Raw genomic sequence first — 25586 nt, 5'->3', positions numbered from 1 at the left:
GGGGGCGGGCGGCGCATGCGTGCGTCGCCCGCCCTCGGTGTCAGATCCCCCCGCGCAGCGCGGTGATCGGTTCGATCGCGGCGGCCTTCATTGCCGGGTACAGACCGGCGAGCAGGCCGATCACCCCGCCCATCGCGGCGGCGCCGAGCGCCATCTTGATGTCGAGGATCGCGGTCCAGTCCTTCATGATCGACACCCCGACCACGACGAAGACCCCGATCGACGCCCCGATCAGTCCGCCGAGCAGGCCGATCACGACGGACTCCACGACGAACTGCCAGGCGATGTTGCGCCGGGTCGCCCCGAGCGCACGACGCAGCCCGATCTCCCCGCGCCGCTCCATGACCGACAGGAGCGTGACGTTGGCGATCCCGAGCCCGCCGACCAGCAGCGCGACGCCGCCGAGGGCGAGGAAGATCGCGTTGATGTCCGCCTGGACGTTCTCCCGCAGCTCTGACCCGGCCGGCGGTGCCTTGACCTTGAAGTTCTCCGGTCCGTTCGGGTCGAGGGCGACCGGCGCCTGCTCCTTGACGAGCGGCCCGGCGCCAGTGGCGATCTGGATCTGCAGCTCGTCCGGACGAGTGAGCCCGAAGTCGGCCTGGGCGGTGCCCATCGGCAGGATGACCGCGTCGAGCATGTCCGGGCGGCGCTCCATGGCGTTGACGATCCCGATGACGGTGTAGCTGTCCTCGCCGATGAAGATGGACGGCTGGCTCTCCACCCGGGAGATCCCCAGCTTCTCCGCGGCCCGCTCGCCGAGCACCGCCACGCGGTCGGCCCGCTCGCTGTGCCCGTCGTCGAAGTAGCGGCCTGTGACGACCTCGCCGCGGACGGCATCGAGCAGGCCGCCGGAGGTCGCGAGGACCGCTGGGCCGATGCTCGCCGAGGCGGAGGGGTCGTTGACCGGCACCGCCGTCACGGTCGCGCCGGTGGTGTTGACCGCGGCGATGAGCCCGGCCCGCTCCACGCCGTTGAGCCGTATGACCCGCTCGGGGGAGTCCCACGGCAGCTTGGTCTTGGGCCGGGCGTTCCCGCTCCAGGAGTTCCCGGTGGTGTCGGGTTCCACGACCACCTGGGTCGCGGCGACCGCGTCGAACTGCGCGCTGATCTGCCCGGCGGCGGTCTGGGCCAGGCCGACCGTGACCACGACGCTGCCGATGCCGAGCACGGTGCCCAGGATGGTGAGCAGCAGCCGGCCAGGGCGCGCGCCGATGCCGTGAGCGGCCTCGGCGAACAGATCCTTGACCGAGAAGCGGTCGCGACGGTGGCTGAGGTGGATCTGCGCCTTGACCGGGCGCGGGCCCTTCCCGCGTCGCAGGAAGCGCGGCAGCCAACGCCGGGCGCCTGGGCCCGGCCCGACGTCGTCGCCCATGTCACTGAGCTCGTCACTCAGGAACTGCTGGGTCGAGAGGTGTTCCATCAGTCGACCTCCGCCAGCTCGCCGTCGGTGATCCGCACCCGCCGGGTGGCGCGGGCGGAGACAGCGAGGTCGTGGGTGATGACGATGAGCGTCAGCCCGTCGCGGTGCAGCTCGTCGAAGAGGTCCATGATGCCGGCGGAGTTCTTCGTGTCGAGGTTCCCGGTCGGTTCGTCGGCGAGCAGCAGCTTGGGGCTCGCCACGACGGCGCGGGCGATGGCCACGCGCTGACGTTCACCACCGGACAGGGTCGCCGGGGTGAAGGTCAGCCGGTGGCCCAGTCCCACCCGTTCCAGGGCGTCCTTGGCTCGCTTGGTGCGTTCGGCCCGCGGGACGCCGGAGTACAGGGTGGCCAGCAGCACGTTGTCCAGCACGGTCCGGGTGGGCAGCAGGTGGAAGGACTGGAACACGAAGCCGATGCGCCCGCCCCGCAGCGCGGAGCGGTCGTACTCCGACGCCTTCCCGGTCGGCAGCCCGTCCAGCAGGTACTCCCCGCTGGTGGGGCGGTCGAGCAGCCCGAGGATGTGCAGCAGGGTCGACTTCCCCGAGCCAGAGGGGCCGATGATCGACAGGTAGTCCCCGGGGTTCACCACGAGGTTCGCCCCGGTGAGCGCGTTGACCTCGGGCGGCCCGGGGAAGGTCCGGGTCAGGCCGGCGAGCTCGACTACGGGGTGGCGCACCGGGGCCGGGAGGTGAGCTTCGTCGGTGAGGGTCACTTGCCCACCACGACGAGGTCGCCGTCGCTCAGGTCGGTCTCGGAGGAGAGGATCTGGACGTAGCCACCGGCGGCGAGGCCGGTCTCGACCGTGATGAGCTCGGTGGTCTCACCGGTGACCTTGCGCTCCACACGGGACTCCCCACCCGGGCCTGCGGTCAACGCGGCCGACGGCACGGCGAGGACCTCGTCGCCGGTGGAGTTGACGCCGACGGTGACCTTGATGTTGCTGCCCTGGAGCTCGATGATCTGCTCGGGGGTGAGGGCGTCCGGGGTGAAGAGCACCGTGAACCGCCCTGCTCCCGCGCCCTTCCCGGAGTCGGTGGACTCGCCCTCGTCGTCGGCGGCGCTCTCCGCCGCGGTGACCTCGGTGATGGTCGCGGTGGTCGAGCTGCCGTCGGGGAGCGGGAAGGTGCCCACCATCCCGGCCTCGAGCAGCGCGGCGTCCGAGGACGCGACGGAACCGGACATGACGATGTCCGCCCCGGAGACGCTCATGACAGCCTTGGCGCTGGTCACCGTCTCCCCGCGGGCCACAGTGACCTGGTCGACGCGGCGCGGGAGGGCGGCGAAGTACGCCACCTCGCTCGCAGGGAGCGAGGTCAGCGTTGCCTCGGCCGCGTCGTTCACCTCGGTCTGTGCCTCTGTGACGGCCTGGCTCGCGGCGTTCCGAGCAGTCTGCTGGGCGGCGGTCCCGGCGCCGGCGACGATGTCGGCGCGCTGGACGACGGCGAGGTTGAGCGAGTCCTGGGCATCGGCGACGGCGTTGTCCAAGGCCCGCTGGTCCTTGGGGAGCGCGAGCCCGTCCTCGTCGACCCCTGCCGGTGCGTCGCGTTCAGCGACGGCGGTGTCGAGGGCTCGCTGGGCGGAGTTGACGGCGTTGTCGGCCGCCAACCGTTCGGCCTTGGTCGGTCCGGACTTCGCGGTGGCGAGGTCCGCGTCGGCGGTGGCGAGCATGTCCTTCGCTGCGGTGAGCGCCGCACGCGCGCTGTCCAGCGCGGCCTGGCTCTCTTCGGAGGCGGCGGGGGAGGGGTAGCCGGCCATGACGTAGAGCTTGTCCACGGCAGCGGCGGTGCGGGCGTCGTAGGAGTCGGACTCTACGGACCCCGGCTCGATCCCGAGGCTGGCCAGGGCCTGCTTGAGCTGGAGCACGTCCGGACCAGAGACGCCGACTCGCAGGCTGCGGTAGGCCGGCAGCTCTCCGGGCAGGGCGATGACCGGGCGGCCGGCGATCTCGAGGAACACCGAGGCAGCACCCACCTCGGAGCCGACCTCAGGGAGCTTTCCGGTGACCACCGCTGCGCCGGAGATCTCGCCGGTCTCGATCTTCACCTCGACGGCCTCGTCGTAGAGGACGTCGGCGCGCATCGTCACGTCGTTGGCGATGACCCGGTTCTCCACCGGGACCGTGATGAGACCGGCTGCCGGTGGCTGCGCCTTCGCTGCAGCGTCGCTCGGCGACTGGATGAACCGGCTGAGCACCACGCCGGCGGCGAGGGACACGACCGCGACGATCGCGATGAGCCAGATCACCCTGTGACCGCGCAGCAGCGCGGTGCCCCCTGCGGTGCCGCTCACTTGCGCGCGTCCTGGATGGCGGCGACGTACTCGTCGAGGGCAGCCTTGTTGTCCTTGACGAAGGTCTCCTCCAGCTCGAACTGCACCTTCTGCGAGATCTTGTCCCAGTCGACATTCTGCTTGCACTTGAAGTCGGCGAGGGCGGTGGCGATCTCAAGCTCACTCAACTCCGCGATCTCCTCGCTCGAGGGGCCGGTGTACTCCTCGTCGAAGTCGCCTTCCCAGTTGTACAGCTCGTTCTGGGCGTCGTTGATCGACATCATGGCGTCGTCAGGCGTGGTGAACTCTGTGTAGCCGGCGTCGGCCATGCAGCTGGCCCACTTGGAGGACAGCTCCGTGACCCGAGGGTCGGCCTGCACCGTCGTGTAGAAGTCGTTCATCGCCTCGGTGATGTCCTCGAACCGGGGATCGGTGTAGATGGCGTCCATCTCGCCGGAGACCTCGTGCTGGGCATAGCCCTGGCAGCCGCCCTCTTCCCAGTTGTAGACGTACTCCTCCATGTCTTCCTCGGTCATCTCCGTGTCCTGGACGCCGTAGAGGGCCTCGTAGTAGGCCGTCATCTCACCCTCGGACAAGGAGGAGACGTAGTCCGCGTTCGGGTCGACCCACTCCTCACCCTCCTCCGCATCGGGGTCGGTCGGCTCCTCGGTCTCCATGCCCACGGACATGCCGTAGCCGTTCTTGGCCACCCACTCCTCGGTGTTCCGTGCGGCCCAGTCCTCCTCGTCGAAGCTAGCCATCTGCATGCTGGAGTAGTCCTGGGGGGTGTACTCGAAGCCCTCGGTCGCCATGCACTCCGCGACCAGGTTCTCGACCTCCACCTGCTGCTTGGTGTAGTAGTCCGCGTCCTCCTCCTCCCAGGCGGCGCCGAGGATCTTGCTCAGCGGGCCTTCGTCGGGAGAGCTGCCGTCGGAGCTCTGCTTCGTGTCGTCGGAGCACCCAGCGAGGGCGAGCGCCCCGACGAGCGCCATCGCGGTAGACCAGCGCAACAGGGAGGGTCGGATCATGGTCGGCGGATCTCCTTCGACGAACAACGCACGAAATGGTTGAAAGCGGCACGAGACGGCGCGCTGCTGCGACAACCATAGAGGTTGTGAATACCTCGTGTATCCACCTAGAGGTGGACATCGAGCGTGTTCTGAATCAGAGAGTCATCCGATCGGCTGACCTGGCAGCTCTGGCAGGCGGGAACGCCTATCCGCGAGCGGACTCGAGCGCGGCGACGTACTCGTCGACGGCTGCCTTGTTGTCCTTGAGGAAGCTCTCCTCGAGGGCGACCTGCACCTCCTGCATCGCGGTGTCCCAGCCGACCTCCTGCTGGCACGCGAGGTCGGTGGTCGCAGTCGCGATCTCGAGGTCACGGAACTCAGCGATGTCCTCGTCCGACGGTTCGGTGAAGGACGGGTCGTCCCAGTGGTAGATGGCATCCCAGGAGTCGCCCACCGATTCCATGGCGGACTCGGGGGTCGTGAGCCCGGGGTAGCCCTTGTCCGCCATGCAGTCGGACCACGCGGCCGCGACGTCGGCGAGCCGGGGATCTGTTTGGACGCTCGCGTACAGGTCCATGATGGCCGTGTTGATCTCGTCGAACTCGGTGAGGGCGTCCGCCCCGCCCGTGACCTCGTGGTCTGCGGCTCCGGTGCAGCCGGCGTCTTCCCACGAGTAGCCAGGGTCACCGGTCTCCTCGTCGGGGAGTGTCTGCGCGGCGTCGCCGTAGAGAGCCAGGTAGTAGGCGGCAGCCTCGCTCTCGGACAACGAGGCGACGTAGCCGGCGTTCGGGTCGACCGGCTCAGCCGTCGTCTCGCCGTCAGCTGCGTGCTCCGCAGCCTGCATGGCCTTGTACATGCCGTAGCCGTGCGCGGCGACCCACTTCTCGGTGTCGGCGTTCGCGTAGTCCTCGTCGGTGAAGAAGATCGTGTCCGGCGAGGCCAGGGGCGTGTAGTCGAAACCTTCCGCAGCCATGCACTCCGCGATCAGGTTCTCGATCGTCGCGTCGTCCCGAGCGTCAGCCTCCTGTCCGACGTCGCCCGTTGCTGCATCGAGCATCGCGGTGAGCGGACCGTGCTCGGGCGCGCCTGCCGCTGCCTCCGGCTGTGAGTCGTCGGAGCATCCCGAGAGGGTCAGCAAGCCTGCCAGGGCTGCAACGGCCCCTGCGTGCAGGAGGGGAGGTCGGGCCATGATCGGTCTCCTTCGACATCTCAGATGCTGTGGTCGAGATGGACGGGATGCCCGTCGCATGCGACAAGAGTAGATGTCGAAGATCGTCCGTGTATCCACCGACCAGCGGACGGCGGCGATGCCCAGACCAGGCTCAGACCACGCTGAGCCCCAGCCGGCGCCCAGCCAGGCCGCGCCCGCGCGCTGCGAGCGTGCGGGAGATCTCGATGAGGGCGCGGGCAGCAGGCGACGTCGGGTCGCTGAGCACGACGGGCATCCCCGCGTCCCCGCCCTCGCGCAGCGTCACGTCGAGGGGGATGTGGCCGAGCAGCGGGACCGAGGTCCCGGTCAGGGTCGAGAGGTTCTCGGCGACCGTCTCGCCGCCGCCGGTGCCGAAGAGGTCCAGACGGGTGCCGTCCGCCTGCTCCAGCCACGACATGTTCTCGATGACTCCGACGAGCCCCTGGTTGGTCTGCACGGCGACAGAACCCGCCCTCTCAGCCACCTCGGCGGCAGCCACCTGCGGGGTGGTCACCACGACGATCTCGCTGTTGGGCAGCAGCTGACCCACCGAGATGGCGATGTCACCGGTGCCCGGGGGAAGGTCGAGCAGCAGCACGTCCAGGTCACCCCAGAACACGTCCGCGAGGAACTGCTCGAGCGCGCGGTGCAGCATCGGTCCGCGCCACACGACCGGCTGCCCGGCCGGCACGAACATGCCGATCGAGACGACCTTGACCTCGTGCGCGATGGGCGGCAGCAGCATGGTGTCGACCTTGGTGGGCTGACCGGTCGCCCCCAGCAGGCGCGGGATGGAGAAGCCGTAGATGTCGGCGTCGATCACACCGACCTTGAGCCCGTCCGCGGCCATCGCCGCGGCGAGGTTTGCCGTGACGGTCGACTTCCCCACGCCACCCTTGCCGGAGGCGATCGCGTACACCTTGGTCAGCGAGTCGGGCTTGGAGAAGGGGATCTCCGGCGCCCCGGTGCCGCCGCGCAGCATCGTGCGCAGCCCCAGGCGCTGCTCGGTGCTCATCACCCCGAGCTCGACGGATGCCTCCTCGATCCCCGGCACCGTCAGCGCCGCAGCGGTGGTCTCGGTCGTCAGCGTGGACTTCATCGGGCACCCGGCCGTGGTCAGGTCGATGCCGACGACGGCGCGCGCCGTCCCCGGGCGCCCGTCGATCTCCTGCACGGCGACCGAGCGCACCATCCCGAGCTCGGTGATCGGGCGGCGGATCTCCGGGTCGATGACCGTGGTGAGCGCCTCCCGGACGGCGGTCTCGAGCGCGGGGAGGTCAACGGTGAGGGGGAAGTCAGCCATGCCGCCATCCTACGCAGGGCCGCGAGGAAGGAGGCATGACCTTGGTCAGCAGTCGCCCGGGGAGGGGGCACTCACTCCTGAGCGGCGTCGCGTTCTCTGTCTGCGCGTTCCGCCTCGCGTTCGGCCTCACGCTCAGCTTCTCGTTCCGCGTCGCGTGCGGAGTCCTTGAGGGCGATCTCCTCGAGCAGGTTGCGGATCTCCGACCGCACGAAGTCACGGGTGGCGACCTCGCTCAGCGCGATGCGCAGCGCCGCCATCTCCCGGGCCAGGTACTCGGTGTCGGCGAGGTTGCGCTCACCGAGCTGGCGGTCCTGCTCGGCGGTGACGCGGTCGCGGTCGGTCTGGCGGTTCTGAGCCAGCAGGATGAGCGGCGCCGAGTAGGAGGCCTGCAGGGAGAGCATGAGGGTCAGCGCGGTGAAGCCGAGCGCCGCGGAGTCGAACTGCAGGCTCTCCGGTCCCCACACGTTCCAGGCCAGCCACACGATGCAGAACACCGTCATGTACAGCAGAAACCGCGGCGTGCCCATGAACCGGGCGATGCGCTCAGCGGTCCGGCCGAAGTCGTCCGGCTCGATCCTGATGGTCGGCAGGAGGGACCGCTTGGCCTCTTTGGGGGTGTCCAGGCGGTCAGCCACGCGGTCCTCCTTCGAGGGTGCTGTCGGAGTCGTCGCTCTCGCGCCAGTCCTCGGGGAGCATGTGGTCGAGGGCGTCGTCGACGCTGACCACCCCCACGAGGCGGCGTTCGGCGTCGAGCACCGGGAGAGCGAGCAGGTTGTAGGCGGCGAGCAGACGGGCCACGTTCCCCAGCGGTGCGTCGGTGCGCACGTGCTCGACGTCGGAGTCGAGCACCGAGCCCAGCGGCTCGTGCGGCGGCTCGCGCAGCATCTTCTGGAAGTGCACGACGCCGAGGAAGCGCCCGGTGGGCGTCTCCAGCGGCGGGCGCACGACGAAGACCATGGACGCGAGCGCGGGGGACAGGTCCGCCCGGCGGATGTGGGCCATCGCGGCGGCGATGGACGTTTCGGGGGACAGGACCACGGGCTCGGTGGTCATCATGCCGCCGGCGGTGTTCTCGTCGTAGGCGAGCAGCCGGCGCACGTCCTTGGCCTCGTCGGGCTCCATGAGGCCGAGCAGCTCGGCGGCCTGGGCGTCGGGCAGCTCGTGCAGGAGGTCCGCGGCGTCGTCGGGCTGCATGGCCTCCAGGACGTCGGCGGCGCGGTCGTTGTCCAGGGAGGACAGGATCGAGACCTGGTCGTCGCCGGGGAGCTCCTCGAGGACGTCTGCGAGGCGCTCGTTGTCCAGGGCGGTGGCGACCTCGAGCCGGCGGTTCTCGCCCAGCTCGTGCAGCACGTCGGCGAGAGCGGCGGGCTTGAGGTCGTCGTAGGCGGCCAGCAGCTGGGCGGCGCCCTGAGAGGCGGCGGTGTCAGCCAGGCCGGTCACCGCGTCGAGGTCGACGACCTGGGTGTGGCCGCGACGGCGCAGGCCGAGGGTGGACTTGCCCTCAGGGGCGCGGCGGATGAACAGCTTGTTGACCCGCCAGTCGCCCGTGCGCTGCTTCTCGATGGCCAGGTCTTCGATGGTGGCCTTGCCCGAGCCGTCGGCCATCTCGACCGTGCGGTCCAGCAGCTCGCCCACCGCCAAGGTCTCCAGCGCTCGCTGCTCGAAGCGTCGCATGTTGAGCAGGCCGGTGCTGATGACCTGCCCGGAGTCGATGCTCGTGACGCGCGTCAACGGCAGGAAGACGCGGCGGCGGCCAGGCACCTCGACGACGAGGCCGACCGCCCGCGGGGCACCTTTGGACCCCATGAGGATGACGACGTCGCGCACCCGCCCTACCTGGTCGCCGATCGGATCGAAGACCATGGTCCCGGCGAGGCGCGCGACAAAGACTTGAGTTCCGGCGCTGCTCACGCCGTAAGCCTACGCACTGGTCCGCCTCCTGGCATGCGCCCCGCACTGTTTGTGCAGGTGAAGGTCACAGATCCGGAGCCTGGCGGGTTCTGGGCAGGTGGGCGAGAATGAGATATGAGCATGCCCCGCCAGAACGTCGCACCGAAGCTGCCCACCCTCCCGCGCGGCGACCTGATCGCCTCCTACTCGACGTACCTCGAGGCTCAGAAGGCGGTCGAGGCGCTGTCCTCGGCAGGTTTCGCGGTCCAGCACGTGACCATCGTGGGAACCGACCTGAAGATGGTCGAGCGTGTCACCGGTCGGCTGACCTACTCCCGGGTGGCCGCGGCCGGCTTGGCCTCCGGAGCGTGGTTCGGGCTCTTCGTCGGCCTCGTGCTGTCGTTGTTCGGCGGCGGGACCGGGACGCCGATGCCCATCTTCGTGGCCGTCGGCATCGGTGCAGGCTTCGGTCTGCTGTTCTCCGTGCTGTCCTACTCGATGACCCGCGGCAAGCGGGACTTCACCTCCGCCAGCCAGATCGTGGCGACGTCCTACGGGCTGCTCTGCGCGAGCGAGCGTGCCGGCGAGGCCGTGCGCATCCTGCGGGAGAAGAACCTCATCGGCTATGTGCCCGTCAACCAGCCGGTGTCCTACCCGGGAGCGCCCTACCCCGGCGCCCCGGTCCAGCCGACCGTCCCGGTTCAGCCCGCGGCCCCGGTCCAGCCGGGCGCGGGGGCGCCTGGTGCACCGGCGCAGCCCGCTGCGACGCCTCCGGCTGCCAAGACGCCGCCCGGTGAGCCCAAGTACGGGGTGCGGGTGGTCGACGGCAAGCCGCAGTACCCCAACCAGACCCCGACGCCGCCCTCGTCCTGAGCGGAGCGGTCGTCCTGGCCCGCTGAGCGTCTGCGCTCGGCGGGCCAGGACCTGCCGTCAGCGGAGCGAGGCCATCCAGGCCTCGATCTCCTCCGGGCGGCGGGGGAGCGCAGCGGAGAGGTTCTCGTTGCCGTCAGCGGTGATGAGGACGTCGTCCTCGATGCGCACGCCGATCCCGCGGAACTCCTCGGGCACCGAGAGGTCGTCGCTCTTGAAGTACAGCCCCGGCTCGATGGTGAAGATCATGCCCGGCTCCAGGCGTGCCTCGAGGTACATCTCGCGGCGGGCCTGGGCGCAGTCGTGCACGTCGAGGCCCAGGTGGTGGCTCGTGCCGTGGACCATCCACCGGCGGTGGAACTGTCCCTCGGGGGCGAGGGACTCCTCAGCCGTGCCGGGCAGCAGGCCCCAGTCGGCGAGACGGTCGGCGATGACCTCCATCGCCGCGGCGTGCACGTCGGAGAACCGAGTCCCCGGACGGGCGACGGCGAAGGCGGCGTCCGCCGCGTCGAGCACGGCCTGGTAGACCATGCGCTGGACGTCGGTGTAGCGCCCGCTCACCGGGAGGGTGCGGGTGATGTCCGCGGTGTAGAGGGAGTCGACCTCGACGCCCGCGTCGAGCAGGATGAGGTCGCCGTCGCGGACCTGGCCGTCGTTGCGGATCCAGTGCAGGATCGTGGCGTGCTCGCCCGAGGCCGCGATGGTCTCGTAGCCCACGGTGTTGCCCTCGAGGCGCGCGTGCGCGTCGAAGGTCGTCTCCACGACGCGCTCGCCGCGGCGGTGACCGGTGGCCGTGGGCAGCGCAGGCACCACCTTGGCGAAGCCGTCGATCGTGGCAGCCACGGCCTCGCGCATCTGGGCGATCTCGTAGTCGTCCTTGATGAGGCGCAGCTCGGACAGGGCCTCGGCCAGCTCGGCGTCGAGGTCGTCGTAGGCGGCGGCCTCGGCGTCGGTCTCGGCCTCGGCGCGCAGCGACTCCACGAGGGCGGCGACGGTGTCGTCGGCCTCGGAGACCACGCGCAGACGCACGGTGTCGACGTCGCGGGCGAGCGCGTCGGCGAGGGAGTCGACGTGCGCGGCCTGGATGCCGGTCAGCGTCGTGACGTCGTCGAGGGACGGGCGGGCGCCCACCCAGAACTCTCCGTAGCGGGAGTCGGCGTAGAACTCCTCGGTGTCACGCTCGGCGAGCGGGCGCACGTAGAGCACCGCGTCGTGGCCGCCGGCGGCCGACGGCTCGAGCACCAGCACGGCGTCGGGCTCCTGGTCGGTGCCCAGACCGGTGAGGTGGGCGAAGGCCGAGTGCGGACGGAACCGGTAGTCGGTGTCGTTGGACCGCTGCTTGAGCGTGCCCGCGGGGATGATGAGGCGGTCACCGGGGAAGGCGTCCGACAGCGCTGCGCGCCGTGCGGCGGTGTACTCCGCGGCGGGGCTGGGGACGACGGTCGAGGCCGCGCGCGGAGCCCAGCTGCTCGTGATGAAGTCGCGGAACGCCGGGGACGACGGTCGCTGGGACCGGTTCTCCCCGCGGTCGGCGAGGGGCTGGGCGTCGGGGGTCGTCTCGGAGGCGAGAGTGGTCAGGGGAGAGGTCTGGTCGTTCATGCGTCCATCTTCACACCCCGCGCGCCAGGGCCACAGTCGTGACGCCCGATGCGGAGGTCGGCGAGGTCGACGACGCCGCCGGGAGGACGGCACGCTCGTGCTCGATATCCTCCAGCACGCCGAGCATCACCCGGTTGAACTCCTCGGGTGCCTCGAAGCTCACGTCGTGACCGGCTCCGGGGATGACCACGAGCTGGGAGGTCGGCACCGCCGCGAGGTACTTGCGCTCCTCCAGGCGGAGGTGGTCGCGCTTGCCGTTGACGAGCCAGATCGGGACGGTGATCTGCTTGAGGTTCTCGATCGAGGACCGGCCGGCGAGCTGGCCGAGCATGTCGGTCACCACGTCCCAGCCGGGTCGGAAGGGTGCCGTGGACCCGTCGACCTGGAGCCGGCGGCCGGTCAGGTGCGGCAGGAGCGCAGGGGTCCATCGCCCCATCCACGTCCGCGCGGTGCCCACGGCACGGCTCACGTGGTGGGCCACCTGCCCGTACATCCGCACCGGCTTGCCCTTGGGGTCGCAGCTGCAGGCCGAGGCGATGACGCCGGCGAGCCGCTCGGGCTGGCGGGCGGCGTACTCGAGGGTGACGTACCCGCCGAGAGAGAGTCCCACGAGCACGACCGGGCTGGTGCCGTCGCCGATCGAGGCGATCGCGTCGTCGATCACGGAGAAGGCGGTGTCGAGGGTGAAACGCTCGTCCCGGCGCTCGCCGTGGCCGGGCAGGTCGACGGCGACGGCCTCGTAGCCGGCCGCGCGCGCTGCACGCAGCTGGGCGTCCCAGAGCGCGCTGGAGCTGCGGACACCATGGATGAACACGAGAGCAGGACGCTTCACAAGTACCGCCTTGTCAGGAGAGGGGCAGGAGAGGGCTCAGAGGGAGCTGGCCGATTCCGAGGGTCGCACGCGCCGCGTGTGCGGTGGCGACAGCCCTGAGCGAGTGCCGTGAAAGTACAGTGTGGGTGTGCCTCGCGACCTCGTGATCGACCTCCACACCCACTCCAACGCCTCTGACGGCACGGATAGTCCCGCGGGACTCGTCGCCGCGGCAGCCGCTGCAGGGGTGGACGTCGTCGCCCTCACCGACCATGACACGACAGCAGGATGGGCCGAGGCCGGTGCGGCGGCGCGCCGCCTCGGCGTCGTGCTGGTGCCCGGGACGGAGTTCTCGGCCCGTTCCAACGGGATCAGCGTCCACCTGCTCAGCTACCTGCACGACCCGGCCCACCAAGCGCTGGTGCTCCAGAACGCGGAGGTCCAGGCCGCCCGGACCGAACGGGCCCGGCACATGGTCGACCGCCTCTCCCGGGACTACGCGATCACCTGGGAGGATGTGCTGGCTCAGACCGAGCCGGGAACGACCATCGGGCGTCCGCACATCGCCGACGCTCTCGTCGCGCTAGGATATCTGACCGACCGGTCCGCCGCCTTCACCTCGATCCTGCGCCCGGGCACGCCGTACTACGTGCCGCACGTGGCACCCGACGGCATCGAGGTGATCCGCGCAGTGCGCGACGCCGGCGGCGTGCCGGTGTTCGCCCACCCGGGAGCCGACGGGAGGGGCCGGGTCGTCCCTGACACGGTCATCGAGGAGATGGCCGACGCGGGCCTGGTCGGACTTGAGGTCCGGCACCGGGACAATAGTCAGGCACAACAGGTGCGACTCGCCGAGATCGCACGGTCGCTGGGCCTCATCATGACGGGGTCGAGCGACTACCACGGGACCGGTAAACCGAACCGGCTCGCCGAGAACACCACCCACCCCGACGTGTTCGCCCAGATAGAAGAGTTAGGTCGTAGTGAAGTGATCCGCCAGTGAGCGCAGTGCTTGACGCCCGCCTGTTTACCGAAGTGTTCATCACGTTGTTCGTCATCATGGACCCGCCAGGGACGGTCCCGATCTTCCTCGCGCTGACCAGCGCGATGACCCACAAGCAGCGCGCCAAGGCCGCCCGCACGGCGATCTTCGTCGCCGCCGGCGTCATCCTCGCCTTCGCGCTGTTCGGTCAGCAGCTGCTCAGCTACATGCACATCTCCCTGCCTGCGCTGCAGGCCTCCGGAGGGCTGCTGCTCCTGCTCATCGCGATGGAGCTGCTCACCGGGAAGATGGAAGAGCCCAAGCCTGGGGCCAAGGGAGTCAACGTCGCGCTCGTGCCGCTGGGCACCCCGCTGCTCGCGGGACCGGGTGCGATCGTGGCGTCCATGCTGTTCGTCCAGCGCGCTGACGGCTCCTCCGAGGACTGGGTCTCGATCTTCCTCGGCTTCGTCGCGGTCTGCCTGTGCCTGTGGCTGGCCATGCGCTTCGCCAACGTGGTCCACAAGATCCTCGGGGAGAGCGGCACGCTGCTCGTCACCCGCATCGCCGGCCTGCTGCTGGCAGCCATCGCCGTCCAGCTCATCGCCGACGCCGTGACTGCCTTCGTCCAAGCCGCCAGCTGACCCGCGGCAGGAGCGGGACGGTCTGAGCAGAGACGAACGAAGGGGCGTGGCCGGTGGCCACGCCCCTTCGTTCGTGCTGACGGCCGGAGCCGGTCAGCGGATGATCACGCGGTGACCGGGGTGTCCCCGCCAGCCGCGGGCGCGTCGCCGCGTGAACGGCGGCGGCTGCGCTGACGACGGGGGCGCTCGGCCCCGTCGTTCTCGGCCTTCACGGCAGTCGTGTTCGACGACGGCCCGGTGGTCGGCGCAGACGCGCTGTCCGCGGTACGCGGCGCGGCGGCCTCAGCACTCTGGCTGCCGGTCTGGCTGCTGCGGGTGCGCTGACGCGTGCGGGGGCGACGCGCTTCCCCAGCGGGTGCGGCCTCGGCAGCAGGCGCTGCCTCCCGTGCCGGTGCGGCCTCCCGCGAGGAGGAACGGGCGCTGCCGCGCGAGCTGTCACGAGAACCGCCGTCGCGCTTGGGCGCGCCGCCGCGCTTGCCCGTCTCGCCGAGGTCCTCGAGGGTCTCGGCGCCCAGGCCGGCGCGGGTCTGCGCGGACTTGGGCAGACGGCCCTTGGTGCCCTCGGGGATGTCGAGGTCGGTGAACAGGTGCGGGGACGTGGAGTACGTCTCGACCGGCTCGGGGATGTCCAGTCCGAGGGCCTTGTTGATGAGCCCCCAGCGCGGCATGTCGTCCCAGTCGACGAAGGTCACCGCGGTGCCCTTGTTGCCCGCGCGCCCGGTGCGACCCGTGCGGTGCAGGTAGGTCTTCTCGTCCTCGGGGCACTGGTAGTTGATGACGTGCGTGACGTCGTCGACGTCGATGCCGCGCGCGGCGACGTCGGTCGCGACGAGCACGTCGACCTTGCCGTTGCGGAAGGCGCGCAGCGCCTGCTCGCGGGCGCCCTGGCCGAGGTCGCCGTGGATGGCGCCGGCCGCGAAGCCGCGCTCGGTGAGCTCGTCGGCCACCTTCGCCGCGGTGCGCTTGGTCCGCGCGAAGACGATCGAGAGACCGCGGCCCTGCGCCTGCAGGATGCGGGCGAGCACCTCGACCTTGTCCAGGGCGTGGGCGCGGTAGACGACCTGCTTGATGTTCTTGACCGTCTGGCCGCCGTCGTCGGGGTCGTTGGCCCGGATGTGGGTCGGCTGCGTCATGTAGCGGCGAGCCATGGACACGACGGCGCCGGGCATCGTCGCGGAGAACAGCATCGTCTGGCGCGCGGCCGGGGTGCGGGAGAGGAGCTTCTCGACGTCGGGCAGGAAGCCCAGGTCGAGCATCTCGTCGGCCTCGTCGAGCACGACGCACTGCGCCCGGGTGAGGTTGAGGTGGCCCTGGTTGAGCAGGTCGATCATCCGGCCCGGGGTCCCCACGACGACCTCGACGCCCTTGGTCAGCGCGGCGACCTGGGGCTCGTAGGCCCGGCCACCGTAGAGCTGGACGATGCGCACGGGGCGCTTCGCGGACGCGGCGGTCAGGTCGTTGGCGACCTGCACGGCGAGCTCACGGGTCGGGACGATGACGAGGGCCTGCGGCTTGCCGGGGTCCGGCAGCTGGTCGTAGCCCTCTTCGCCCGGTCCCACGACGCGGTGCAGCAGCGGCACGCCGAAGCCGAGCGTCTTGCCCGTCCCGGTCTTGGCCTGACCGATGATGTCGTGCCCGGCCATCGCGACCGGAAGCGTCATCGCCTGGATCGGGAAGGGGGTGGTGATGCCTGCATCTGCCAGGGCTTGGACGATCTCGGGACGGACGCCGAAGTCGTCGAATGTAACGTCAGCAGCTTGGACGCTGCTTGAAGTGCTGGTCACGTTGCCTCATGTAAGTCTGGGCGGCGCCACACGTGGCTGCAGGGGTCGCGACCTGGGCGAACCAGGGCGCTCCGGTGTCAGCACGGGCATGCTCGCCTGTGGCCGGCAGCCGATCGCGAATATGCGGCGTCAGGCGGATCGCTCTGACGAGCGGACCTGCGTGACAGTAGGTCGAGACGACCGGGCAACCGATGTACGTCCCTAGTCTATCGGACGAACGGCCCATCCCTGCGGAACCTGCCCGCACAGCGCTGCGATGGCGTGGCCGGACTGGCTGCCCGCGCGTCCTATCCTGGTCAGATGAGTGACACCCTCGAGCTCCTCGGCTTCATCGCCTACACCGAGCTGACCACCTTCACCCGCCTCGCGGGTGCGGCCGCCACCGCCCCGACGTCGGACCACCAGCTGCGACTGGTGCGCCTGGCCGGTGACGCGGTGAACCGGATGGAGCGGATCCTCGCCCGGATCGAGGAGCTGGGCGGCGACGCGGACGCGCAGCTGCTCGCCTTCGACGGCACCTTCGACGACTACAACGCCCGCACGGTGCCGGGCACCTGGTGGGAGAACCTGCTCAAGGGATATGTCGGCAACGGGGTGGCCGACGACTTCTGCCGCATCGCCGTCGACGGGCTGGACGAGCAGACCCGCTCCCTCGTCATCGAGGTCCTCGACGACAACCGCAACGCCGAGATGTCAGTCCGCCTGCTGGCCGACGCCGCAGGTGGGGACGGGGTGCTCGCCTCGCGGCTCGCGCTGTGGGGCCGGCGTCTGGTGGGGGAGGCCCTCGGCCTCATGCAGTCGCTCATCGTCCGTCACGACGGGCTCAACCGCCTCGTGCTCGACGGTGCCCGTCAGCGGGCCGGTGAGACCGACGTCGACCAGAGCTGGGTCTTCGCCCAACTGACCGCGGAGCACACGCGCCGGATGGGCCGGCTGGGCCTGGCGGCCTGACAGCCGATCAGGCCTGGTGGCCTGATCGGCTGGTGGACGTCGTCTCAGACGGCGCCGAAGCCCACCTTGCGCGGCTCCTCGGTGCCGATCTCGACGTAGCCGATGGCTGCCGAGGGCACCAGCACACGACGACCCTTGGTGTCGACGAGCTCGAGCACCACGCCGTCGTTGACGGCTGCGGTCACCCGCTGGGCGACCTCGTCAGCCGTCGCGTCCGACTCGAGGTTGATTTCGCGTGCCTGGTTCTGAACGCCGATCGTGATGTCCACGAGGTCCCACTTTCCATGGTCGAGGGCTGAGGGGGTCAGCCGGGCTGGTTCGATCCTAGAGCGCCGCGGTGGGACCAGGGGGGTCCTCGCGCCGCAACATCCCATGGATTCCGCGCCAAGCGAACTGTGCGACCAGGTCTGCGGTCCCCTGGTGGGCGTCGGAGGCTGCTACCTGGGCCATCGCGGTGGACGTCCGGGCGACCGTGAGCGCCTGCTCGGGCGTGAGGTCCGTGATGGTGACGAGCGCCTGGGCGATGAGCTCGGCGTTGCGCCGGTTGGGTGCGTCCACCCGGTCTCGAACCGTCGGGTCGCGGGTGACGTCCGACTCGAACAGCAGTGACGCGGCCGCCCCGGACCCTTCGGCGAACTTGATGTAGGCGCCCACCACGGCGTGGATGATGGCGTAGCCGTCGGGCATCTCGTCCGTCTCCGGACCCCAGCCCACGACGGGCTCGAGCGCGTGTGCGACGGCGTCGACCAGCGCCTGGCCGCGCTCGTCGACCACCGTGAGGTAGAGGTCGAGCTTGGAGGGGAAGTGCCGGTAGAGGATCGGCTTGGAGACGTCGGCGCGGGCGGCGATGTCGTCCATGGAGATGTGGTGAAAACCGTGTGTGGCGAAGAGGTCTTGGGCGATCGCGAGAATCTGCGCCTGCCGCTCGTTCTTCGGCATGCGGGCTCGGAGGGGCCTGTGTGATCCGGACACCGGATCGGGCCCAGGACGGCGGGGCACAGCGACAGCCTAAGTGAGGTCCACTTCGTCTGGCACGATAGTCCGGTGACCAGCCCTGATCCGACCGCCGCCGACGGTGTGCCCGCAGCCGCCCCGGGGCAGACCGGTGGGACCCGTCGCGCGCAGCGTGAGCGCTCCGCGGCGCACCGCGCAGCCGGTTCCCCGCGCCCGGCGCGGCGCGTGAGGACGCCGATGCGCGGCCGGGTCGCGGCCGTCCTGGCGACGACCGGGCTCGTCGCCGGGGTCGCCTCCGGAGCGGCCCTCTCGGCATTGACCCCGCCACCGGCCGCGGAGGTCGTCGCCGTCGCGGAGCAGGTCACCTCGGGCGTGTCGACGGTCGAGGGGTCCCGGGTGGGGCTGCTGGACCGCGCGAGCAGGACGGACGAGCGCGTGCAGGCTGCGGACCCCGAGGTGGACGCAGCGGTGGACGCCGCGATCGACGCCGCGGCGCAGGACGCTGCTGCTGCGGAGGCTGCTGCTGCGCCCGTGCTCCCTGAGGGCGTGGACGAGATCGACTTCGCCGCCGGCCTGCTCTCCCGGACCGTGCCCGACGCCGCGAGCGGGACCCTCGACGTCGTGCCCGGCGAGGTACCCGCCCCCGGCCAGGGGACGGTCACCTCCGTACGGATCGAGGTCGAGCAGGGCCTCGACATCGACGGTGCGAAGTTCGCCGACCAGGTCCTGGCCACCCTCAACGACCCGCGCAGCTGGGGCGGGGACGGGTCGCGCACGTTCTCACGGACCGCCGGCGAGGCGACCCTGACCGTGACGCTGGCCAGCCCGGCCACCGTGGACCGGCTGTGCGCCCCTCTGGACACCGGGGGCCTGTGGTCCTGCGGCGTTCAGGGCCGGGCGGTCCTCAACCACCTGCGCTGGGTGACCGGCTCGCCGGTCTACGGCGACGACATGGCCGCCTACCGGGAGTACCTCGTCAACCACGAGGTCGGCCACGTGCTCGGCCACCGGCACAGCACCTGCACCTCGTCGAGGTCGCTGGCTCCGGTCATGGTCCAGCAGAGCGGCGCGCCCATCGCCTGCGTGCCCAACGGGTGGCCGTTCCCCTGACCTGAGCCCTGACGGCTGCGTGATGGTGATGCCAGCGATGTCAGTGGCGTGTGGTGGTATTCCTCTGTGGATCTTCTCCCTCCCGCAGCGGGCACCCAGGACGGTCGGCGCCAGACGCCAGGCACGCGCACGCCCAGCCGGACCTCCGCTCTGCGGCTGGACCCCTCCCAGGCCCGTGCTCTCGACGGCGCCCTCGCCGCACCGACCTCCCTGGTCCTCGGCGCCCCCGGGACGGGCAAGACGACGCTCGCCCTCGAGATCGCGGCCGCGGCTGTCGAGCAGCACGGCCTCAACCCCGACGAGATCCTCGTGCTCAGCGCGACGCGGCGAGGCGCCGGGGTGCTGCGTGACGCTCTCGCGGCACGGCTCGGGCTGACGGTCCGCGGCGCGGTAGTCCGCACGGCCGCCTCGGCCGCCTTCGCGATCCTCACCAAGCTCGCCCAGTCGGCTGGCGAACCGCCGCCTGTCCTCATCACCGGTCCCGAGCAGGACCTGGCGCTCGCCGAGCTCCTGGCCGGCCACGCTCGCGGCGAAGGCATCCCCGTCGTGTGGCCCGCGACGATCCCGGCGGAGACGCTCGCCCTGCGAGGTTTCCGTGAAGAGCTGCGTGACCTGCTCATGCGCGCGGCCGAGCGCGGCCTGACCCCGGACGACCTCGGTGCCCTGGGACGGCGGTACGGCCGCCCGGAGTGGGAGGCCGCCGGCCGCCTCTACGACGAGTACCTCTCCGTCATGGCGCTGCGCCAGCTCACCCCGGACTCGGGCGCCCGCTATGACCCGGCCGTGGTCGTCGACGAGGCGGCAGACGTCTTCGAGCACTGGACCGGCCCGGGACGGCCCGAGTGGTCCCTCGTGGTGGTCGACGACTACCAGGAGGCCACCGCCGCCACCGCCCGGCTGTGCCATGCGCTGGCGGCGGCCGGGGCGCGACTGGTGCTGCTCGGCGACCCGGACACCTCGGCGCAGGCCTTTCGTGGTGCGACCCCGGCGCTCATCGGACGGGCCGCGGCCGGTCACCCGCCGAGCGCCGACCACCCCAGCACCGCCCGCGACGAGTTCGGTGCCACGACCCTGGTGCTGGACACCGTCTGGCGGCACGGCTCCCGGCTGCGCACCGCGACGCAGGCGGTGACGCAGGAGATCGGGTCGGTGGGCGCCGTCGAGCACCGGCGCGCAGGCGCCCGCCCCGGCGAGACCACGGACGCGGACGGGACCGTGGAGACTGCCATCCTGCCCAGCCCAGCGCTGGAGGAAGCCCACATCGCCAAGACGCTCCGGGCGGAGCACCTGCTGCACGGCACACCGTGGTCGCAGATGGTGGTGATCGCCCGGTCCGGTGCGGAGCTGCTGCGCCTGCGCCGCGCTCTGACCAGCGCCAGCGTCCCGGTCACGGTCCTCGGTGCGGACCTGCCGCTGCGCGACGAGCCAGCCGTGCGCCCGTTGCTCGCCGTGCTGCGCGCAGCGGCGGACGGGGAGGTCGACGTCGAGACGGTCGTCGAGCTGCTCACCTCGCCCCTGGGCGGGATCGACGCGGTCGCCCTGCGCCGGCTGCGTCGGGCGCTGCGCGGCGCCGAGCTGACGACCGGGGGAGGCCGGTCCTCGGACGCGCTGCTCGTCGAGCTGGTCAGTGATCCCGAGCGGGTGGAGCAGCTGCCGTCCGACGTCGCCCGCGCCCCCCGGCGGATCGTGCGGATGCTCGAGGCCGGCCGCGCGGCGATGGACGCCCCCGGCGCCACCGCCCAGACCGTGCTGTGGGCCCTGTGGGCCGCGGCCGACGTCGCCGACACCTGGCGTTCCATCGCGATCAACGGGGGACCGGGCTCCGCGCGCGCCGACCGTGACCTCGACGCCGTCATGGCGTTGTTCCGCTCGGCGGAGCAGTTCGTGGACCGCGTCCCGCAGGCCACCGCGCTCGCCTTCGCCGACTTCTTGCAGTCCCAGGACCTGCCGGCGGACACCCTGGCCCGTCAGGGCGCCGCAGCCGAGACGGTCTCCCTGCTCACCCCGGCCGGCGCCGCTGGAGGGGAGTGGGAGGTGGTGATCGTCGCCGGCCTGCAGGACGGGAGCTGGCCTGACCTGCGCCTGCGAGACTCCCTGCTCGGGTCGCAGGTCCTCGTGGACGTCCTGTCCGGGCGCTCCGAGGACGCCTCGACCGCTGGTCGAGAAGCACGGCGCTCGGTCCTGGCTGACGAGCTCCGGGCCTTCGCGGTCGCGGTCTCCCGCGCCACCAGGCGCCTGGTGGTCACCGCCGCCAGCGACACCGACCACGAGCCCTCGGTCTTCGTCGACCTGCTGGACGACGACGAGAGCTCCGAGACCTCGGACGGCCAGGGCCAGGACGCCCCCGACGTCTTCGCTGCCCCGCTCGACCTGCGCGGCGTCGTCGCGACGCTGCGTACCGAGCTGGCCGAGGCGGTCGAGGGCATGACCGGATCCGACGCGTCGGCCGACGGCTCCGAGCGGGCTGCCGCCGTCGCCGCGCTGCTGGCACGGCTCGCGATGGCCGGGGTGGGGGAGGCCGACCCGCGCACCTGGTACGGCTCCGCCCAGGTGTCCACGCACGAGGCGCTGTGGTCGGCCGACGAGCAGGTCATGGTGTCCCCGTCCAAGGTGGAGCAGGTCCACCGGTGCGGTCTGCGGTGGGCGCTGGAGAGCGCCGGAGGGACCGGCGCCAACGCGCTGTCGCAGTCCGTGGGCACCTTGATCCACGACATCGCGCGCGAGCTGCCGTCCGCGGGGCACGCCGAGCTGGCTGCCGAGCTGGACCGGCGCTGGCACGAGCTCGGTCTGCCTGAGGGCTGGCCGGCGACGCAGACCCGGCGCCGCGCGGACGCGATGATCACGCGGCTCGCGGAGTACTACAAGGACGTCCCCGGCGAGGTCGTGGTCGAGGAGGCCTTCGAGGTCACTGTGGGCCGGGCCGTGCTGCGCGGTGCGGTCGACCGCCTCGAGCTGATCGGCCCGGACAGTGTCCGGGTCACCGACCTCAAGACGGGCAAGGGGATCCCCACCGTCCCCGAGGGGCAGACCAACCCTCAGCTCGGGGCCTACCAGCTCGCCGTGGAGGCGGGGGCCTTCGAGTCGCTGCCACCGGGCACCCGCAGCGTGGGCGCCCAGCTCGTCTTCCTCAGCGACGGCGCCAAGGGCACCCGCCGCAAGCAGGACGCGATCGGGCAGGACCCGGAGAACTGGGCCCGCACGCTCGTCGAGGACGCCGCGGAGGCCATGGCCGGGTCGGAGTTCACCGCGACGGAGAACTCGCTGTGCTCGATGTGCGCGGTGCGACGTTCCTGCCCGCTGCAGACCGAAGGCCGCCAGGTCGTCGACCTGGGCCTGCCCGAGACACGCAGCCAGCGCCCCGCAGACTCGTCCGTGGAACCGGGAGAGGACCGATCATGACGACCACGACCACACCCCCGACCCTCTCCGCGCCCGCGCTGACCGCCGCGGAGATCGCCACCCTGCTCGGCCAGCACCCGCCCACCCCCGAGCAGACCGAGGTCATCGAGGCACCGCTGAGCCCCATGCTCGTGGTGGCCGGAGCGGGGTCGGGCAAGACCGAGACGATGTCCGCCCGGGTGGTGTACCTCATCGCCAACAAGCTGGTCGCCCCGCACGAGGTCCTCGGGCTGACCTTCACCCGCAAGGCCGCCGGAGAGCTCGCCGAGCGGGTCGGCAAGCGTCTGCGCCAGCTGCGCCGCGCGGTCTCCTCCGAGACCGGCAGCGCGCTGGACGCCCTCGACCGTCCGACCATCTCGACGTACAACTCCTACGCGGCGTCCTTGGTCAGCGACCACGGGCTGCGCATCGGTCGTGAGCCGGGTGCGCGCCTGCTGTCGGAGGCTTCGAGCTGGCAGGTCGCCAGCGACGTCGTGGAGAGCTGGCACGCAGACCTGGGGACCGACGCCGCGGTCTCCACCGTCGTGGCCGCGGTCCTCGACCTGTCGAACGCGCTGAGCGAGCACCTGCTGTCCGTGGAGCAGGCGCGCGCAGGGCTGGACGGCCTGCTCGACGACATCACCGCGACGCCCTTCGGTGGCAAGCGCACCAGCCTGCACGCCGACGTGCTCAAGCTGGCGCAGTCGTTGGCCGAACGGCGCCGGCTGCTCGACGTCGTGGAGACTTTCCAGCAGCGCAAGCGGGCGATGGACGCCGTCGACTTCGGGGACCAGGTGGCCCTCGCCGCCCTGCTCGCCGAGGAGGTCCCGGCGGTGGCCGAGAGCGAGCGTGACCGGTTCAAGGTGGTGCTCCTCGACGAGTACCAGGACACCTCCTACGCCCAGATCCGGTTGCTCAGCTCGTTGTTCGGTGACGGTCACCCGGTCACCGCCGTCGGTGACCCCAACCAGTCGATCTACGGCTGGCGCGGTGCCAGCGCCGCCGGCCCGGCACGGTTCCCGGCCCAGTTCCGCGACGCCTCGGGAGCCCCCGCCACGGTGCACCGGCTGAGCACCTCCTGGCGCAACGACCTGGCGGTGCTCGAGGTCGCCAACACCACCTCCGGGCCCCTGTACGCGGCAGACCCGGACAACTCCCTGCCGTCCCTCGGGGCGCGGCCCGCAGCCGGGATCGGCGCGGTGCACGCCGTCTACAGCCCCACGGTCGAGGAGGAGGGGGCTGCCATCGCCGAGTTCATCGCCAAGCGCTGGTCCCCGGGATCGACGACGGCCGCGGTGCTGTGCCGTGCCCGCAGCCAGTTCCCGGTCATCGAGGCGGCTCTGCGCATGCGCGGGCTGCCGGTCGAGGTCGTGGGGCTGGGCGGGCTGCTCACCACGCCCGAGGTGGTCGACCTCGTCGCGCTGCTCGAGGTGGTCCACGACCCGACCCGCGGCGACTCGCTCATGCGCCTGCTCACCGGTCCGCGGCTCAACCTCGGCGCCGCAGACCTGCACGCCCTGGGCACCCGCGCCAAGGAGCTCGCCCGGCGCCGGACGGGCCAGGGGCCGGTCGAGGGGGACACCTCCGACGAGCGGTCCATCGTGGACGCGATCGACGACCTGCCGCGGGTGGAGTGGACGGGACCAGACGGTCGGTCCTTCACCGCTGAGGGATGGCAGCGACTGCGCGAGCTCGCCGCGATGCTGCGTGAGCTGCGCGCACTGACCTACCTGTCGTTGCCCGAGCTCGTCGACCGCGCCGAGCGGGCGCTCGGTCTGGACATCGAGGTGGCGCTCGTCGCCGCAGCCGGGCGGGACGGCGGGGGAGACCGCCTGGCCTCTGACCCGCGAGGACGGGCGCACCTGGACGCTTTCCGGGACGTGGCCGTGCATTTCGCCAACACCTCCGACCGCGCCAGCCTGGGTGCCTTCCTCGCGTGGCTCACCATGGCCGAGAAGCGCGAGCGGGGACTGGACCGCCCGGCCAACGCCCCGGACCCCAAGGCCGTCCAGCTCATCACGGTGCACGCCTCCAAGGGGTTGGAGTGGGACGTCGTGGTGGTGCCTGGGCTCGTGGACGGGGTCTTCCCGTCCACGAAGACCAGCGGACCCAAGGGGCCCGTCTCTGCCGGGTGGTTGACCGGGCTGGGCTCGCTGCCCTTCCCTCTGCGCGGGGACGCCGCCGACCTTCCCGAGCTCTCCCTGGCGGGGGCGGAGGACTCGGCCGAGCTGACAACCCGCATCGCCGACTTCCGGTCCAGCTGCGGGGAGCACGAGGTCTTCGAGGAACGCCGGCTGGCGTACGTCGCCTTCACCCGGGCACGTTCGGACCTGCTGCTCACGGGGGCGTGGTGGCGCACCGCGCAGAAGCCGACCAGCCCGTCTCTCTTCCTCACCGAGCTGCACGACGCCGGTGTGCTCGCGGAGTTCACCGTCGCCGACGCACCGACCCCGGACGACACCAACCCGCGCGACGACCTGACCCGCCAGGCGGTCTGGCCGCCCGAGCGCGGCGTCTCAGACGGTGCGACCGGCGCGACCGGCATGACCGACCCCGACGCCGTGACGCCGTCAGGTGCGCTGCTGCCTGCTCTGCGCCGGTCCAGGGACCTCGTCTCCCGGGCGCTCGCAGAGCTGAGCCTCACGGGGGCCGGCACGACCGAGGCGGTCGACCCCGACGAGCGCCGTGCCGTGCTGGGACGCGACGGCACGAACCTCACCGAGCTGAGCGAGATCCTGCTCACCGAGCGGTCCGCGCGCGGAGCCGCGGCGACGGCGATGGACTTCCCCGCGCACATCTCAGCCTCCGGGCTGGTCGAGATCGCCCTCGACCGGACGGCGTACGCCCTCTCCCTGCGCCGCCCGATCCCCCGCGAACCGTCGGTGCACTCGCGCCGCGGGACCGCCTTCCACCTGTGGGTGGAACGGTTCTACGGCTCGACCTCCCTCTTCGACCTCGACGACATGCCCGGGGCGGACGACGACCGGATGGACGCCGACCAGGCCCTGGACGACCTCCAGCGCACCTTCGAACGGTCTGTCTGGGCCTCGTTGCAGCCGCTGGCCGTGGAGGTCGCGATCGACACTGTGGTGGCCGGCGTCATCACCAGGACGCGGATCGACGCGGTCTTCCCCGACCCGGACCGTCCGGCCTCCGACGGGCCTGGCGTGGTCGTGGTCGACTGGAAGACGGGCAGGTCGCCGAGCGACCCGGCCGCCATGCGAGCCCGAGAGGTTCAGCTGGCGGTCTACCGGATCGCCTGGTCGCAGTGGGCCAAGGTGCCCCTCGAGCAGGTCTCGGCCGCCTTCTACTACGTCGGGGACGACCGGACCGTGCGCCCGACCAACCTCGCGGGGCTGGCTGAGCTGGAACAGCTCATCACCGGTGAGTCAGCAGGGGAGGGCATGCGGCCGCCCAGATGACGG

Annotated in this window: 20 protein-coding genes; 7 read left to right on the top strand and 13 right to left on the bottom strand. The window is 71.3% G+C overall.

Going from position 1 to position 25586, the window contains the following annotated elements:
- Positions 1-40: 40 nt before the first annotated feature.
- The 8 genes from SS2_RS11950 to SS2_RS11915 form a co-directional block, all read right to left on the bottom strand.
- Positions 41-1420, bottom strand: a complete 1380-nt coding sequence (locus SS2_RS11950; RefSeq protein WP_245643543.1) for an ABC transporter permease — start codon at positions 1418-1420, stop codon at positions 41-43.
- The gene (locus SS2_RS11945) at positions 1420-2133 is read right to left on the bottom strand and encodes an ABC transporter ATP-binding protein (RefSeq protein WP_083942174.1); all 714 of its coding nucleotides are present in this window, start codon (positions 2131-2133) and stop codon (positions 1420-1422) included. The genes SS2_RS11950 and SS2_RS11945 overlap by 1 nt, the downstream gene beginning before the upstream one ends.
- The gene (locus tag SS2_RS11940) at positions 2130-3710 is read right to left on the bottom strand and encodes an efflux RND transporter periplasmic adaptor subunit (RefSeq protein ID WP_066464337.1); all 1581 of its coding nucleotides are present in this window, start codon (positions 3708-3710) and stop codon (positions 2130-2132) included. The genes SS2_RS11945 and SS2_RS11940 overlap by 4 nt, the downstream gene beginning before the upstream one ends.
- Positions 3707-4717, bottom strand: a complete 1011-nt coding sequence (locus tag SS2_RS11935; RefSeq protein ID WP_157607319.1) for a hypothetical protein — start codon at positions 4715-4717, stop codon at positions 3707-3709. Before SS2_RS11935 ends, SS2_RS11940 begins: the two co-directional genes overlap by 4 nt.
- 187 nt (positions 4718-4904) lie before the next feature.
- Positions 4905-5888 carry a hypothetical protein gene (locus tag SS2_RS11930; RefSeq protein ID WP_066464335.1) on the bottom strand — a complete coding sequence of 328 codons (984 nt, stop codon included), beginning with the start codon at positions 5886-5888 and terminating at the stop codon, positions 4905-4907.
- Between the two features lie 133 nt (positions 5889-6021).
- Complete coding sequence (locus tag SS2_RS11925) at positions 6022-7191, bottom strand: P-loop NTPase (protein WP_066464332.1); 1170 nt, start codon at positions 7189-7191, stop codon at positions 6022-6024.
- A 71-nt stretch (positions 7192-7262) separates the two neighbouring features.
- Positions 7263-7826, bottom strand: a complete 564-nt coding sequence (locus tag SS2_RS11920) for a DUF1003 domain-containing protein (RefSeq protein ID WP_066464330.1) — start codon at positions 7824-7826, stop codon at positions 7263-7265.
- Positions 7819-9102, bottom strand: coding sequence for a magnesium transporter MgtE N-terminal domain-containing protein (locus SS2_RS11915; protein WP_066464328.1), 1284 nt, complete (start codon positions 9100-9102; stop codon positions 7819-7821). The genes SS2_RS11920 and SS2_RS11915 overlap by 8 nt, the downstream gene beginning before the upstream one ends.
- Before the next feature lie 114 nt (positions 9103-9216).
- Here SS2_RS11915 and SS2_RS11910 point away from each other — a divergent pair, with 114 nt between their 5' ends.
- On the top strand, positions 9217-9954 hold the full coding sequence (locus SS2_RS11910) for a YflT domain-containing protein (RefSeq protein ID WP_245643542.1): 738 nt from the start codon (positions 9217-9219) through the stop codon (positions 9952-9954).
- Between the two features lie 57 nt (positions 9955-10011).
- Here the strand turns inward: SS2_RS11910 and SS2_RS11905 are convergent, their stop codons facing one another.
- Together SS2_RS11905 and SS2_RS11900 are read right to left on the bottom strand one after the other, a co-directional pair.
- Positions 10012-11550, bottom strand: coding sequence for an aminopeptidase P family protein (locus SS2_RS11905; RefSeq protein WP_066464326.1), 1539 nt, complete (start codon positions 11548-11550; stop codon positions 10012-10014).
- A 10-nt stretch (positions 11551-11560) separates the two neighbouring features.
- Positions 11561-12382: an alpha/beta fold hydrolase gene (locus SS2_RS11900; protein ID WP_245643541.1), complete on the bottom strand. Its 822-nt coding sequence runs from the start codon at positions 12380-12382 to the stop codon at positions 11561-11563.
- 127 nt (positions 12383-12509) lie between these two features.
- On the opposite strand from SS2_RS11900, the gene SS2_RS11895 reads away from it, so the two are divergent.
- Together SS2_RS11895 and SS2_RS11890 are read left to right on the top strand one after the other, a co-directional pair.
- Positions 12510-13364, top strand: coding sequence for a PHP domain-containing protein (locus SS2_RS11895; protein WP_083942194.1), 855 nt, complete (start codon positions 12510-12512; stop codon positions 13362-13364).
- Positions 13361-13984, top strand: a complete 624-nt coding sequence (locus SS2_RS11890; protein WP_066464324.1) for a MarC family protein — start codon at positions 13361-13363, stop codon at positions 13982-13984. Before SS2_RS11895 ends, SS2_RS11890 begins: the two co-directional genes overlap by 4 nt.
- 104 nt (positions 13985-14088) lie before the next feature.
- Here SS2_RS11890 and SS2_RS11885 read toward each other — a convergent pair whose 3' ends face one another.
- On the bottom strand, positions 14089-15768 hold the full coding sequence (locus SS2_RS11885; protein WP_083942173.1) for a DEAD/DEAH box helicase: 1680 nt from the start codon (positions 15766-15768) through the stop codon (positions 14089-14091).
- A 300-nt stretch (positions 15769-16068) separates the two neighbouring features.
- Between SS2_RS11885 and SS2_RS11880 the strand changes: the two genes are divergently transcribed.
- A complete protein-coding gene (locus SS2_RS11880) occupies positions 16069-16719 on the top strand; it encodes a ferritin-like fold-containing protein (RefSeq protein ID WP_066464323.1) in 651 nt (216 codons plus the stop codon).
- Between the two features lie 44 nt (positions 16720-16763).
- Here the strand turns inward: SS2_RS11880 and SS2_RS11875 are convergent, their stop codons facing one another.
- Together SS2_RS11875 and SS2_RS11870 are read right to left on the bottom strand one after the other, a co-directional pair.
- Positions 16764-16988, bottom strand: a complete 225-nt coding sequence (locus SS2_RS11875) for a DUF3107 domain-containing protein (RefSeq protein WP_066464320.1) — start codon at positions 16986-16988, stop codon at positions 16764-16766.
- 55 nt (positions 16989-17043) lie between these two features.
- Positions 17044-17658 (bottom strand): TetR/AcrR family transcriptional regulator, encoded by a 615-nt coding sequence (locus SS2_RS11870; RefSeq protein WP_066464316.1) that lies wholly within the window; start codon positions 17656-17658, stop codon positions 17044-17046.
- Between the two features lie 105 nt (positions 17659-17763).
- Between SS2_RS11870 and SS2_RS17045 the strand changes: the two genes are divergently transcribed.
- The 3 genes from SS2_RS17045 (at position 17764) to SS2_RS11855 (ending at position 25583) form a co-directional block, all read left to right on the top strand.
- Positions 17764-18783, top strand: a complete 1020-nt coding sequence (locus SS2_RS17045; RefSeq protein WP_157607318.1) for a DUF3152 domain-containing protein — start codon at positions 17764-17766, stop codon at positions 18781-18783.
- A gap of 66 nt (positions 18784-18849) precedes the next feature.
- A complete protein-coding gene (locus tag SS2_RS11860) occupies positions 18850-22182 on the top strand; it encodes an ATP-dependent helicase (RefSeq protein WP_245643540.1) in 3333 nt (1110 codons plus the stop codon).
- On the top strand, positions 22179-25583 hold the full coding sequence (locus SS2_RS11855) for an ATP-dependent helicase (protein ID WP_066464312.1): 3405 nt from the start codon (positions 22179-22181) through the stop codon (positions 25581-25583). Before SS2_RS11860 ends, SS2_RS11855 begins: the two co-directional genes overlap by 4 nt.
- Positions 25584-25586 lie beyond the last annotated feature (3 nt).

The sequence above is a fragment of the Sanguibacter suarezii NBRC 16159 genome, assembly GCF_001552735.1.
GTDB classification, from domain to species: Bacteria; Actinomycetota; Actinomycetes; order Actinomycetales; family Cellulomonadaceae; genus Sanguibacter; species Sanguibacter suarezii.
This window is presented reverse-complemented; position numbering and strand designations above follow the sequence as displayed.